Here is a 14,048-nt window from a genome sequence, read left to right as displayed (position 1 = left end):
GGACTCGGCAAGCCGGGATCGGACGCGCGACATCGGCCAGTGCAGCCAATCCCCCCACTTGCATCGAAGGCCGCGAGGCTCCGCGGGCTGGCGAACAAGGTCGATGCGGGCCGCCGCAGGGTCCGGGATTGAGCGCGTCCGGTTCCCGCTCCGCGACGCCCGGCATCGAGCCCACGCTCGCGGAACTCGTGGCACTGCGCGCTGCCGCGCAGGGCCGGCGTCCACCGCGACGTGGACGCCTGGGCGTCAGCGGGCAGGCGCTGTCGCCGTTGCGCGGGCGCGGCATGGAGTACGCCGAGTCGCGCGAGTACGCCCTCGGCGACGACGCCCGCCGCATCGATTGGCGCCTGACCGCACGCAGCGGGAAACCGCACACCAAGCTGTTCCAGGCCGAACGCGAGCGCGTGACGCTGGTGGTGGCCGATACCGCGCCTGCGCTGTACTTCGGCACCCGCGTGCGCTTCAAGTCGGTGCAGGCGGCCCGTGCCGGCGCCATCGCGGCATGGGCCGCCGTGCGCGATGGCGACCGCATCGCCGCATTGCGCGGCAGCGCCACGGAAGCCCCGATCGCGCCCGCCGCCGGCCCCCGCGGGGCGCTGCGCGTGCTCGACGCGCTGGTGCGCTGGTATCGCGCACCGCCCGCCGATGACCTCGGCCTGGGCGTGGCCCTCGATCATGCGCAACGGTTGCTGCGGCCGGGCTCGCGCCTGCTCGTGCTCGCCGATCCCGCCAGCATCGCGGCGTTGCCGCCACGGCGTTGGCCGGCACTGGCGATGCACAACGAAGTGATCGTGCTACTGCTCAGCGACCCGCTGGAACGCAATCCCCCGCAGGCCAGCCTGCCGTTCCAGGCCGCCGGCCATCGCGTCGAGCTGGACCTGGCCGCCGCCGCGCAACGCCAGCGCTGGCGCAACGCTTTCGTCGCGCCGCTGGACGCCGCGCTGGCGCAATTGCCGGCACGTGGCGTGCGCGTGCAGGTGCTATCCAGCGAAGCGGCGAGCGACGCCTGGCTGCCGTTGCTGGGCCGGGCCCGGGCGGCATGACGGCGATGCCGCATTCCGATCCTGCGCTGGTGCTGCGCGACATCCACCAGCCGCCGGCGCCACCGTGGTGGCCGCCGGCCCCGGGCTGGTGGATCGTCGCGGCGCTGTTGCTGCTCGTATCGGTGGTCGCAGCGGGCATTGCGTGGCGCCGCCAGCATCGCCGGCGTGCGCTGCAACGCCTGTTCGACGACAGCGTGCGCGCCGCGGCGACGCCCGCGGCCCAGCTGGCCGCGGTGTCGGAGCTGTTGCGCCGCGCCGCGCGCCGCCGCGATCCGCGGGCCGACACCCTGCAGGGCGAGGACTGGCTGCAGTTCCTCGACCAGGGCAGCAATCCGCCGCTGCTGGCCGGCGACGCCGGGCGGCTATTGCTCGAAGGCGGCTTCCGCCGCGATGTCGACGCCGGCGCGGTCGCCGATCTGTTGCCGCGTGCCCGCGCCCGCTTCCTCGACTGGATGGCGCGATGAGCGACTGGTGGCCCGCGGCGTTCGACGGCTTTGCCTGGCCGTGGCTGCTGCTGGCCTTGCCGTTGCCGTGGCTGGTGCGCTGGCTGCTGCCGCCGGCGCGCAGCGCCTCGGCGGCATTGAAGGTGCCCTACGGCCCGCGCCTGGAGGCGATTGCCGGCACCATGGGCCCCGCGCGAGGCGCTGGCATCGGGCTGCTGGCGTGGCTGGCGTGGGCGATGCTGTGCGTGGCCGCAGCGCGACCGCAACAGCTCGGTGCACCGGTGGCACCGCCACAGGCCGGACGCGACCTGATGCTGGCGGTGGACCTGTCCGGCAGCATGAGCGACGAGGACATGGCCCTGGGCGGCGGCCTGGTCGATCGCCTGACCGCCGCCAAGGCGGTGCTGGCCGATTTCCTGGACCGCCGCGAAGGCGATCGCGTCGGCCTGATCGTGTTCGGCCAGAGGGCCTATGCGCTGACGCCGATGACGCTGGACCTGGACTCGGTGCGGCAGCAGCTCGACGACAGCGTGGTGGGCCTTGCCGGGCGCGAAACCGCGATCGGCGACGCCATCGGACTGGCGGTGAAGCGCTTGGCCGCGCAGCCGGCGCAGCAGCCATCGTCCGCAGAGCACGTGCTGATCCTGTTGACCGACGGCGTCAACACCGCTGGCGTGCTCGATCCGATCAAGGCCGCGGAGCTCGCCCGTGACAACGGCGTGCGCATCCACGCGATCGCCTTCGGCGGCAGTGGCGGCGGCATCTCGGTGTTCGGCCTGCCGATCCAGCTGCCCGGTGGCGGCGACGACATCGACGAGGCGACGCTCAAGCGCATCGCCCAGCTCACCGGCGGGAAGGAATTCCGCGCACGCGACACCGAACAGCTCGCCGGCATCTATGCCGAGATCGACCGCCTCGAGCCGGTACGGCGCGAGGGCCAACGCGTGCGCCCGAAAATCGAACGCTATCCGTGGCCGTTGTCCGCCGCCCTGGCGATCGGCCTGCTGGCGTTCGCCGTACCGCGACGAGGCCGCGCATGACCTTGGAAGCCATCGCCGCCGGCCTGGTCGCGCCCCATTTCCTGCGCCCGCAATGGCTGCTGGCGTTGCTGGCATTGCCGCTGCTCGCGGCGCTGTGGCGGCGCCGGCGCATGCGCCGCAACGCGTGGCGCGATGCGGTCGATCCGCACCTGCTGCCGCACCTCCTCGAGGGTCCTTCCGGCACGCAGGGACGGCTTGCCCCGTGGATCGGCCTTGCGGCCTTCGCGCTGGCGGTGTGCGCGCTCGCGGGGCCTTCGTGGCAGCGCATCGCGCAGCCGTTGTGGCAGAGCCGCGCGCCGCTCGTGGTGGCGCTCGACCTGTCGGACGCGATACTTGCCACTGACCTGCCGCCTTCGCGGCTGGCGCAGGCGCGGGCAAAACTGGCGACCTTGCTGCGCGAACGCAGCGGTGGCCAGGTCGGCCTGCTCGCCTACGCCGACGATGCCTACACCGTCGCTCCGCTGACCGACGACGGCGGCAACGTCGCCTTGTTCCTGGATGCGCTGGCGCCGGACATCATGCCGGCGCAAGGCCAGTCCAGCGACGGCAGCCGCGCCGACCGCGCGATCGAACGCTCGGCGCAGCTGTTGCGGCAGGCGGGGTTCGACCGCGGCGACATCCTGCTGCTGAGCGATCATGCCGATGCCCGCGCGCGCGATGCCGCGGCCGCCGCGGCGCGCGCGGGGTATCGCGTGTCGGTGCTCGGTCTCGGCACCAGCGCCGGCGCGGCCTATCGCGATGGCGCCGGGGTCATCGCGCAGGCGCGGCTGGATGCCGGCTCGCTGCGGGCGCTGGCGCGGTCTGGCGGCGGCGGGTACGCCACGCTTGCGGCTGGCGATGGGGATCTCGACGCACTCGGCGTGCTCGATCCCGGGCAGGCCGGCACCATCGCCGCGCAGGGCCAGAAGACCTGGCTGTGGCACGACCAGGGCTACTGGCTGCTGTTGCCGCTGTTGTTGCTCGCGGTGTTCGGGTTCCGCCGTGGCGGGGTGCTGGCGGCATTGCTCCCATGCCTGTTGCTGCTGCCGTGGCAACCGGCGCGCGCGGCCGGCAGCGACTGGTGGCAGCGCGCGGACCAGCAGGCGCACCAGCAGCTGGAGCAGGGCGCGCAGGCGTACCGTGGAAAGGATTTCGCCGCCGCCGAAAAGCACTGGCAGGGATTGCCTGGTGCGGACGCGGCCTACAACCTCGGCAATGCGCTGGCGAAACAAGGGCGCTACGAAGAAGCCATCGCCGCCTACGACGAGGCCTTGCGCCTGCAGCCACGCATGGACGACGCGATCGCCAATCGCAAAGCGGTGGAAGCGGCGATGCGGCGCAAGCCACCGTCGGGCGGACAGCAGGGCCCGCAGGACCCGCGGGACCAGGGCAAGTCCGGGCAGCAGGCCGGGAACCCGTCGTCGCAGGGCAAGCCGTCGTCGGGCAATGGCGGTCAGGGCGAGGCCAGGCGCGATCGGCAAGCGCCGTCGCAACCCCGGACGGCGCCGCCCCGGCAGGACAACGATCCGCAAGCAGCCCGGCCCGACGACGGCCAGGCCCAGCGCGCCGCCGATGCCGCGCAACGCGCGCGCATGCAGCAAGCCTTGCGCGATGCGGAGCGGGGCAAAAGCGCGAAACCGACGCAAGCGCAGCCAGCCACGGGCAAGCGCAGCGAGACTGCGTCCGAACGCGAGCGCCGGCTGGCCAACGAAGCCTGGCTGCGACGCGTGCCGGACGATCCCGGCGGCCTGCTGCGCGCGCGCTTCCGGCTCGAATACGAGCGCCGCCAGCAAGGAGGCAACTGAATGCCGCGTCCGACCCTCGCCCTGGCCATGATGCTGTTGTCGACGCTGTCGCTACTGGCACCACCGGCGCAGGCCCAGCAATTGCGGGCGTGGCTGGACCGCGACCGGATCGCGCTCGGTGAAACCGCCACCCTGAACATCGAGATCGACCGCGCCGATGCCGACGCGCCCGATTATTCGCCGTTGCTGGGCGAGTTCCGGCTCAGCGGCAATACCAGCAGCCGCAGCTTCCAGAGCATCAACGGCCGCAGCCGCGTGCGCACGCTGTTCGCGATCGCGCTGCAACCCAGGCGGGAAGGCGTGATCGGCATCCCGGCCCTGCTGGTGGCCGGCCAGCGCACGCAACCGCTGACGCTCACGGTGACGCCGCCGGCGGCAACGCCCGCGCGCGCCGGCGGCATGGTCTTCATCGAATCCGAGGCCGATGCCCAGCAACCCTACGTGCAGCAGGCCGTGGGTTACACGGTGCGGCTGTACTCCGCGACGCCGCTGGTCTCCGGCCAGCTCGACCAGGCCGAACCCGACGGTGCATCCCTGCAGCGCATCGGCGATGACGTGCAGTATTCCCGCGACATTTCCGGGCGCCAATACAACGTGGTCGAGCGCCACTACCTGCTCATCCCGGAACGCAGCGGCACGCTGGCCATTCCCGGCGCGCAGTTCCGGGGCCGGGGCGCAGGCGGGTTCTTCGATGACCTGTTCGGCGACGGCCAGCGCGAACTGCAGGCCAGCGGCGCGCCGCGGGTGCTGGACGTGCGCGCGATCCCCGCGGCCGCGGCGCAGCCTTGGCTGCCGCTGCGCGCGCTGTCCCTGCGCTGGGTGGCGACGCCACGGCAGGCCCGTGCCGGCGAGGCGATGGGGGTCACCGTCGAGCTGGAAGCCGACGGCGCCACCGCCGCGCAACTGCCGGAGCTGCAGTTGCCGCCGATCGCGGGCGCCCAGGTGTTCGCCGATCCACCGCAGTCCGACGAAAGCTTCGTCGATGGCCGGCCCCGGGTGAAGCTGGTGCGCCGGTTCTCGATCGTGCCGTCGCGGGCAGGCGCCTTGCACGTTGCCGGGCCGGAACTGCCGTGGTGGGACGTGCGCGCGGGCGGCGCGCGCACCGCCTCCCTGCCGGGCCTCGACGTGCGGGTGGCGCCGGGCGCCGCGGCGACGTCCACCGACCCCGCGCCTGCAGCGGCGACCGCCCGGGGCGATGACCGCGGCTGGATGCGCGTGCCGGGGGTGCAGGGCGAAGTGCGGCCGTGGGCGTTCGCGACGGTGGTGTTCGCACTGCTGTGGCTGATCACGTTCATGTGGGGGGTGCACCGGCATCCGCAGGCGCCGCCGGCGGCCGTCGCCGGCAACACGCCCGGCACGACGCCGGGCGCGCCCTCGGCGATGCCGCTTGCGCGCGCGCTGGACAAGGGCGACCTGGGTGACGTCGCCGATGCGCTGGTGGCGCTGGCGGTGCCGCCGGTCGCCGGCCTGGAGGCGCTGAAACCGCGGTTGTCCGACGCGCTCCAGCGCGATGCGATCGACGCGTTGCAGCGTGCGCGCTGGGGCGATGGCGATGGCGCGGCAGCGCGTGCCGTGCTGCGCAGCGCCTTCAAGCGCGGACCACGATGGCGCGAACCGGCCACGTCGCAGGCATCGCCGTTGCCGCCCCTGTACCCGCAACGCTGAGCAACGCAGCGCCACGCTGATCGCATCCCCGCGCAGCGAGGAGCCTGCTTCACCCCGGCAGCAACCGGTCCGTCGCTACGCCGCGGACTGCGTCAGCCCAGACAGGCCATCGGATCAGGTTGCGGCGGGCGGCGGATCGGCCAGCGGCAGTTCGCAGCGCAGGCGCAGGCGGTCGTCCTCGACGATCGCCTCGAGGTCGCCGCCGTGGGCCTGCGCGATCGCGCGCGCGATCAGCAGGCGCAGCCCCAGGCCTTCGTCGAAAGGCTCGGCCTGCGGTTGCAGCAGCAGCGCCTGCAGTTGCGCGGCGTCGGGCGGCGGGCCGGGGACGCGCACCTCGATGCGCACGCGGCCGTCCCCGCTGCGCAACGACAGCACCGGCGGGTTGCCGCGGTTGCCGGCGTAATCGAGCAACGCACGCAGCAGTTGCGTCAGCCGTTGCGGATCGCCATCGACGATCGCGATGTTGCCGTCCTCGTCCACCGCGGTGCCGGCCAGGCCGCTGCCGACCAGCGCGTAGTCCAGCAGCACCGCCGGCTCGCAGTGCTCGCGCGGGCCGAGCAGGCGTTGCTGGGCGGCCCGCACCCAGTCGTTCAACTCGTCCAGCATGCTGCCCAGGCGCCGCGTCTGGCGTTCCACCATCGCCAGCAGTTCCTGGCGGCGAAGCGGATCGAGGTCGTCGCGTTGCAGCAGGTAGCTGGCGGTCTGCAGCGGCGCCAGCGGGCCGCGCAGGTCGTGCGCGAGGCGGTCCAGCCACGGGGCTTCGACCGCGGGCAGCGGTGGCAGGGTGGGGGTCAAGCGGCACCCTCATCGCCGGGCTCGACCAGCAGGCGGCAGATCGCCTGGATCTCGGGCAGTTCCGGTGGCTTGACCAGGTGGCGGTCGAAGCCCGCGTCCCGGGTGCGACGGCGATCCTCCGGCTGGCCCCAGCCGGTGATCGCAACCAGCAGTACGTCCTTGCCGCGCGGCGCGGCGCGCAATGCCGCGGCCACGTCGTAACCGCTGCGGCCGGGCATGCCGACGTCCAGGAACACCACGTCCGCCGCGAATTCGGCGAAGTTGGCTTCGAACGCGGCCGGATCGTAGAGCGTGCGCACCTCGAGCCCGAGCAGCTCCAGCATCATCGCCAGGGTATCGGCGGCGTCGCGGTTGTCGTCGAGCACCAGCGCGCGGTGGCCGCGGGTGCTGGCGGGCACCGCGATCCCGGCTTCCGGTTCCACCTCGACCGACCCTGCGCCTGGCGCCTGCGCGCGTGGCAGGCGCACGCGGAACTCGCTGCCGTGGCCGGGGCCATCGCTGCGCACGCTGACTTCGCCGTCATGCATCTCCGCCAGCCGCCGCACCAGCGTCAAGCCGATGCCGAGGCCGCCGCGCGCGCGTTCGATCGCGGTGTCGGCCTGGGTGAACAGCTCGAAGATGCCGTGCGCCTGTTCGGGCGTGAGGCCGATGCCGCGGTCGCGCACCAGCACTTCGACGTGGTCGTCGCCGGCGCTGGCGACCAGGTCGATGCGACTGCCGGGGTCGGAATACTTGGCGGCGTTGTTGAGCAGGTTGGCGAACACCTGCGCCAGTCGCATGCGATCCACGAACAACGGCACCGGACGGGGCGGCAGTTGCAGGCGCAGCTCGTGGCCGCCCTGCAGGATCGGCGGGCGCGCGACCTCGATCGCGGCCTGCAGTACTTCGTCGAGCGTGGTCGCCTGGCGGCGCAACACCAGCTTGCCGCGGGTGATCCGGGCGACATCGAGCAGGTCGTCGATCAGCCGCACCAGCAGCGCCAGCTGGCGTTCCATCAGGCCTTGCAGCGGGTCGTCGGCGGCGTCCGGGCTGGACAGCCGGCGCACGTTGAGCGCGTTGAGCAGCGGCGCCAATGGGTTGCGCAGTTCGTGGGCCAGGGTGGCGAGGAACTCGTCCTTGCGCCGGTCCGCCTCGCGCAGCCGCGCCTCGGCCAGGGTGCGTTCGCCGATCTCGGTGCGCAGCTCCATGTTGCGCGCGGCCAGTTCGGCGTTGGCGGCGCGCAGCGAGGCGTTGAGGTGGTCGCGTTCACGCGCCTTCTCCGCCTCCAGCGCCGCGTTGGCCTGCTGCAGTTCGCGGCGCTTGCGGTACAGCTCGACCAGCACCACCACCTTGGTGCGCAGGATTTCCGGGATCACCGGCACCATCACGTAGTCGACCGCGCCGAGCTTGTACCCGCGCAGCCGGTCCATGTCGGTGACGTTGACCGCGGTGACGAAGATGATCGGGGTCTTCTCGAAGCGCGGATGCTGGTGGATCAGGCTCGCGGTCTCGAAGCCGTCCATCCCCGGCATGTTGACGTCGAGCAGGATCACCGCGTATTCGTCCTCCATCAGCAGCTTCAGCGCCTGCTCGCCGGAGGATGCCTCGACGAGCCGTTCGCCCAGCGGCTCGAGGATCGCGCGATAGGTCAGCAGCCGCCCCGGCTGGTCGTCGACCAGCAGGATGTTGACCGGCGACGGGCTCTGTTCGGGCGCGGGTGCCGGCGCATCGGTCGCCGCCGGTTTCAGCGATGCAGCCACTGTCGCAGCACTCCCAGCAACTGGTCGGTGACCACCGGCTTGGCGAGGTAGTCGGAAGCGCCGGCCTCCAGGCATTTTTCGCGGTCGCCCTTCATCGCCTTGGCGGTCAGGGCCACGATCGGCAGCGCGCGCGAATCGGGGTCGTCGCGGATCGCGCGCATGGTGTCGTAGCCGTCCATGCCCGGCATCATGATGTCCATCAGCACCAGGTCGATCCCGGGGTCGTCCGCGACCTTCTCGATCGCCTCCTGGCCGTTGCCGGCGGTGACCACCGCCATGCCGTGGCGCTCCAGCACGCTGGACAGCGCGAAGATGTTGCGCACGTCGTCGTCGACCACCAGCACGCGCTTGTCGCGCAGCGTTTCGTCGGAATCATGCAGGCGCTGGACCATACGCCGCTTGGCCGGCGGCAGGTCGGCGATCACGCGGTGCAGGAACAGCGCGGTCTCGTCGAGCAGGCGCTCGGGCGATTCCACGCCCTTGATCACCACCGACTTGGCCGCCTTCTTCAACCGCTGGTCCTCCTCGGCGCTCAGTTCCTTGCCGGTGAACACCACGATCGGCAGGTCCTGCAGCCCGGGCATGGCCTGGATCCGGTCGAGCAGGTCGAAGCCGGTCATGTCCGGCAGCCGCAGGTCCAGCACCACGCAGTCGTAGCCACCGCGTTCGAGCGCGGCCAGCGCCTCGCCGCCGCTGCCGAAGGTGTCGATGGCGACGTCGTCGTGGTGGATCAGTTCCTCGATGCTCATGCGCTCGGCGGCGTCGTCCTCGACCACCAGCAGGCGCTTCACCCGCGGCAACGTGTATTCCTTGATCCGCTGCAACGCGGCGCCGATGGTCTCGTTGGTCGCCGGCTTGGCGAGGTAGGAGAAGGCGCCGCGTTCGATGCTGTGGTGGCGCTCTTCCTCGACGGTGACGATCTGCACCGGGATGTGGCGGGTCGCCGAATCCTGCTTCAGGCGCGCCAGCACCGTCCAGCCGAGCATGTCGGGCAGGAAGATGTCGAGCGAGACCGCGCTGGGCTTGTACTCGCGCACCAGGCGCAACGCCTCGGCACCGCGGTTGGCAACCAGCACCTTGAATCCCTGCGAGCGGGCGTGGTCGCGCAGGATCGCGGCGTAACGCGGGTCGTCCTCGACCACCAGCAAGGACGGTTCCCCGGGCACGAGGCTGGCGCGGTCGTCGGCGATATCCGCGGACGGCGCCTGGCTGCCGGGGAGCGGCGCCAGGCGCGGCGGTTCGGCGTGCGTGCGTTCGGTCGCCGCTTCGCCGGCACCCACGTAGTTCAGCGGCAGGTACAGGACGAACGTGCTGCCCTTGCCCGGGGCGCTGCGCAGGCGCAGTTCGCCGCCCAGCAGGCCGGCGATCTCGCGGCTGATGGCCAGGCCAAGGCCGGTGCCGCCGTACTTGCGCGAGGTGCCGGCATCGGCCTGCTGGAATGCCTCGAACACGATCCGCTGTTTCTCCGGCGAGATGCCGATGCCGGTGTCGCTGACCTCGAACGCTACCACCGTCGGCGCCTGGTCGAGGACCGCATGGCCAGGCGACCACCCCTCCCTGGCCACGCGCGCGGACAGCCGCACGCTGCCGTGTTCGGTGAACTTGAAGGCGTTCGACAGCAGGTTCTTGAGGATCTGCTGCAGCCGCTTGGGATCGGAATTGAATGCAGTGCCAAGCTCCGGCGCGAAATCGACCGAGAACTCCAGGTGCCGGCGCTCGGCCTCGTGGCGGAAGCCGCGCTCCATGTTCTCGCGCAGGTGGGCGAAGGAAATGTCCTCGCTGTCGACCGTGACCGTGCCCGACTCGATCTTGGACAGGTCGAGGATGTCGCTGATCAGGTGCAGCAGGTCGGTGCCGGCGGCGTGGATGGTCTTGGCGAACTCCACCTGGCGCGGGCTCAGGTTGGTGTCCGGGTTCTCGGCCAGCTGCTGGCCCAGGATCAGGATCGAGTTCAGCGGCGTGCGCAGCTCGTGCGACATGTTGGCGAGGAACTCGGACTTGTAGCGCGAAGTCAGCGCCAGCTCGGCCGCTTTCTCCTCGAGCGCGCGGCGGGCATGCTCGATTTGCTGGTTCTTCTGTTCCACCTCGGCCTTCTGCTCGGCCAGCAGCGCGGCCTTGAGCGCGATGTCCTCGTTGGTCTGCTGCAGTTCCTTCTGCTGCGACTGCAACTCGCCGGCGAGCTGCTGCGACTGCGACAGCAGGTGCTCGGTGCGCATCGTCGCCTCGATCGTGTTGAGCACGATGCCGATGGAGCCGGAAAGCTGCTCGAGGAAGGTGCGCTGGGTCGGGGTGAACTCCGCCAGCGACGCCAGCTCGATCACCGCCTTGACCTGGTCCTCGAACAGCACCGGCAGCACGATCACGCTGCGCGGCACGGCATTGAGCAGGCCCGATTCGATCTGCACCGTGTCCGGCGGCACGTCGTCGATCAGGATCAGCTGGGCCTGCGCCGCGCATTGCCCGACCAGGCCCTCGCCGAAGCGCAGGGTGCGCGCGGCCGGGGAACGATCGGCATCGGCGTAGCCGGCGAGCTGGCGCAGGCGGCGGTCGCGCGGGTTGCCTTCGTGCGCCTCGACGACGTACATCAGGCCCTGCTGCGCATCGACCAGCGGCGCAAGTTCGGACAGCAGGTTGCGGCCGAGCGTGAGCAGGTCGCGCTGGCCTTGCATCATGTCGGAGAACTTGGCGAGGTTGGTCTTCAGCCAGTCCTGCTCGCGGTTGGACTCGGTGGTGGCACGCAGGGTGCCGATCATCGAGTTCATGTTGTCCTTGAGGTCGGCGAGTTCGCCGCGCACGTCCACGGTGATCGAGCGCGTCAGGTCGCCCTGGGTCACCGCGGTGGCGACCTCGGCGATCGCGCGCACCTGGGTGGTGAGGTTGGCGGCGAGCTGGTTGACGTTGGCGGTGAGGTCCTTCCAGATGCCGGCGGTACCCGGCACGTTGGCCTGGCCGCCCAGCCGGCCTTCGACGCCGACCTCGCGCGCGACCGTGGTCACCTGGTCGGCGAAGATCGCCAGCGTGCCGGTCATGCCGTTGATGGTCTCGGCAAGCTCCGCGATTTCGCCCTTGGCCTCCACCGTCAGCTTCTTGTGCAGGTCGCCGTTGGCTACCGCGGTCACCACCTTGGCGATGCCGCGCACCTGCGCGGTCAGGTTGGTGGCCATCGAGTTGACGTTGTCGGTGAGGTCCTTCCAGGTGCCGGCGACGCCGGGCACCTGCGCCTGTCCGCCGAGCTTGCCCTCGGTGCCGACGTCGCGCGCCACGCGCGTGACTTCCGCGGCGAAGCCGTTGAGCTGGTCCACCATCGTGTTGAGGGTGTCCTTGAGCTGCGCGATCTCGCCCTGTGCATCGACCGCGATCTTGCGCGAGAGGTCGCCCCTGGCCACCGAGGTCGCGACCTCGGCGATGTTGCGCACCTGGGTGGTGAGGTTGGACGCCATCGAGTTGACGTTGTCGGTGAGGTCCTTCCAGGTACCGGCGACCCCGGGCACCTGCGCCTGGCCGCCGAGCTTGCCTTCGGTGCCGACCTCGCGCGCCACGCGCGTGACCTCCGCGGCGAAGCCGTTGAGCTGGTCCACCATCGTGTTGATGGTGTCCTTGAGCTCGAGGATCTCGCCCTTGACGTCGACGCCGATCTTGCGCGAGAGGTCGCCCTTGGCGACCGCGGTGGTGACCTCGGCGATGTTGCGGACCTGCGCGGTGAGGTTGGACGCCATCGAGTTGACGTTGTCGGTCAGGTCCTTCCAGGTGCCGGCGACGCCGGGCACCTGCGCCTGGCCGCCGAGCTTGCCTTCGGTGCCGACCTCGCGCGCCACGCGCGTGACCTCCGCGGCGAAGCCGTTGAGCTGGTCCACCATCGTGTTGAGGGTGTCCTTGAGCGCGAGGATCTCGCCGCGCACGTCGACCGTGATCTTGCGCGAGAGGTCGCCCTTGGCGACCGCCGTGGCGACTTCGGCGATGTTGCGCACCTGGGTGGTGAGGTTGGACGCCATCGAGTTGACCGAATCGGTCAGGTCGGCCCAGGTACCGGCGACGCCAGGAACGACGGCCTGGCCGCCGAGCTTGCCCTCGGTGCCGACCTCGCGCGCCACGCGCGTGACCTCCGCGGCGAAGCCGTTGAGCTGGTCGACCATCGTGTTGATGGTGTTCTTGAGTTCCAGGATCTCGCCGCGCACGTCGACCGTGATCTTGCGCGACAGGTCGCCCTTGGCCACGGCGGTGGTCACGTCGGCGATGTTGCGCACCTGCAGGGTGAGGTTGGACGCCATCGAGTTGACGTGGTCGGTCAGGTCCTTCCAGGTGCCGGCGACGTCGGGCACTTCCGCCTGGCCGCCGAGCTTGCCCTCGGTGCCGACCTCGCGCGCCACGCGCGTGACCTCGGCGGCGAAGCCGTTGAGCTGGTCGACCATCGTGTTGATGGTTTCCTTGAGCTGCAGGATCTCGCCGCGCACGTCCACGGTGATCTTGCGCGACAGGTCGCCCTTGGCGACGGCGGTGGTGACCTCGGCGATGTTGCGCACCTGCGAGGTCAGGTTGGACGCCATCGCGTTCACCGAGTCGGTCAGGTCCTTCCAGGTGCCGGCGACGCCCGGCACGATCGCCTGGCCGCCGAGCTTGCCCTCGGTGCCGACCTCGCGCGCCACGCGCGTGACTTCCGAAGCGAAGCCGCGCAGCTGGTCGACCATCGTGTTGATGGCCTCCTTGAGCTGCAGGATCTCGCCGCGCACGTCCACGGTGATCTTGCGCGAGAGGTCGCCGTTGGCGACCGCGATGGTGACCTCGGCGATGTTGCGCACCTGCGCGGTCAGGTTGTTGGCCATCTGGTTGACCGAGTCGGTCAGGTCCTTCCACACCCCGGACACGCCCTTGACCTTGGCCTGGCCGCCGAGCAGGCCGGCGGTGCCGACCTCCAGCGCCACGCGCGTGACCTCGGACGAGAATTCGCCCATCTGCTCGATCATGCGGTTGACGATGTTGGCCGAGCGCAGGAACTCGCCCTGCAGCGGGCGGCCGTTGGCTTCCAGGGGCACGGTGCGGGTGAGGTCGCCCTTGGCGACGCCGGCCATGGCCTCGGTCATGGTTTCGACCGGGCGCACCAGGTCGTCGATCAGGTGGTTGACCGATTGTTCCATGTCGGCCCATGCGCCCTGGCGATTGGCGGGAGCGACCCGTTGCCGCGTCTGGCCCTCGCGCCCGACCTTCTGCCCGACCCGGGCGATCTCGGCGGCCAGCCGGCGGTTGGAGCTGACGATCTCGTTGAAGCTCGCCGCCAGCTTGCCGGCGATGCCGTCCCAGTGCAGCGGCAACTGCACCGAGAAATCCCCGGCGTTGGCATCCTGCATCGCCGCCAGCAACTGCAGCAGCGGGTCGGCCGGGATGGCGGCGGCCGGCTGCTTCGGCGCGGACACGCCTGCGCTGCGCGTGCGGCGGCGTGCGGTGGTGCTGTCGTTGCTCACGCGATCCCCCTGAACCACGGTCCACGGGCCCCGGGCGGGACCTGATCGGACAAGGTAGCCGAAGCAATGTCGTCAACGCGTGC

The 14,048-nt window shown here is 71.1% G+C and carries 8 protein-coding genes; 5 read left to right on the top strand and 3 right to left on the bottom strand.

Annotated elements, in window-relative coordinates; translation table 11 throughout:
- The first annotated feature begins 128 nt into the window (after positions 1-128).
- Genes MQC88_RS06115 through MQC88_RS06095 form a run of 5 tightly spaced genes read left to right on the top strand, consistent with a single transcriptional unit; the run spans position 129 to position 5,975 of the window.
- Positions 129-1,043 (top strand): DUF58 domain-containing protein, encoded by a 915-nt coding sequence (locus MQC88_RS06115; RefSeq protein WP_243319968.1) that lies wholly within the window; start codon positions 129-131, stop codon positions 1,041-1,043.
- Positions 1,044-1,048: 5 nt separating this feature from the next.
- A complete protein-coding gene (locus MQC88_RS06110; protein WP_243319966.1) occupies positions 1,049-1,507 on the top strand; it encodes a DUF4381 family protein in 459 nt (152 codons plus the stop codon).
- Complete coding sequence (locus MQC88_RS06105; RefSeq protein ID WP_243319964.1) at positions 1,504-2,526, top strand: vWA domain-containing protein; 1,023 nt, start codon at positions 1,504-1,506, stop codon at positions 2,524-2,526. Before MQC88_RS06110 ends, MQC88_RS06105 begins: the two co-directional genes overlap by 4 nt.
- Positions 2,523-4,310, top strand: a complete 1,788-nt coding sequence (locus MQC88_RS06100) for a VWA domain-containing protein (protein ID WP_243319961.1) — start codon at positions 2,523-2,525, stop codon at positions 4,308-4,310. Before MQC88_RS06105 ends, MQC88_RS06100 begins: the two co-directional genes overlap by 4 nt.
- Positions 4,311-5,975: a BatD family protein gene (locus tag MQC88_RS06095; RefSeq protein WP_243319960.1), complete on the top strand. Its 1,665-nt coding sequence runs from the start codon at positions 4,311-4,313 to the stop codon at positions 5,973-5,975.
- Positions 5,976-6,089: 114 nt separating this feature from the next.
- Here MQC88_RS06095 and MQC88_RS06090 read toward each other — a convergent pair whose 3' ends face one another.
- The 3 genes from MQC88_RS06090 to MQC88_RS06080 are packed head-to-tail and all read right to left on the bottom strand — an operon-like array spanning position 6,090 to position 13,965.
- Positions 6,090-6,770 (bottom strand): sensor histidine kinase, encoded by a 681-nt coding sequence (locus tag MQC88_RS06090; protein WP_243319957.1) that lies wholly within the window; start codon positions 6,768-6,770, stop codon positions 6,090-6,092.
- Positions 6,767-8,509, bottom strand: coding sequence for an ATP-binding response regulator (locus MQC88_RS06085; RefSeq protein WP_243319956.1), 1,743 nt, complete (start codon positions 8,507-8,509; stop codon positions 6,767-6,769). Before MQC88_RS06085 ends, MQC88_RS06090 begins: the two co-directional genes overlap by 4 nt.
- On the bottom strand, positions 8,494-13,965 hold the full coding sequence (locus tag MQC88_RS06080; RefSeq protein ID WP_243319954.1) for a HAMP domain-containing protein: 5,472 nt from the start codon (positions 13,963-13,965) through the stop codon (positions 8,494-8,496). Before MQC88_RS06080 ends, MQC88_RS06085 begins: the two co-directional genes overlap by 16 nt.
- Positions 13,966-14,048: the final 83 nt, after the last annotated feature.

Source organism: Cognatiluteimonas sedimenti, assembly GCF_022808325.1.
Taxonomy (GTDB): Bacteria; Pseudomonadota; Gammaproteobacteria; order Xanthomonadales; family Xanthomonadaceae; genus Cognatiluteimonas; species Cognatiluteimonas sedimenti.
Note: the sequence above shows the minus strand (reverse complement) of the source record. Positions and strands in the feature narration are given on the sequence as shown.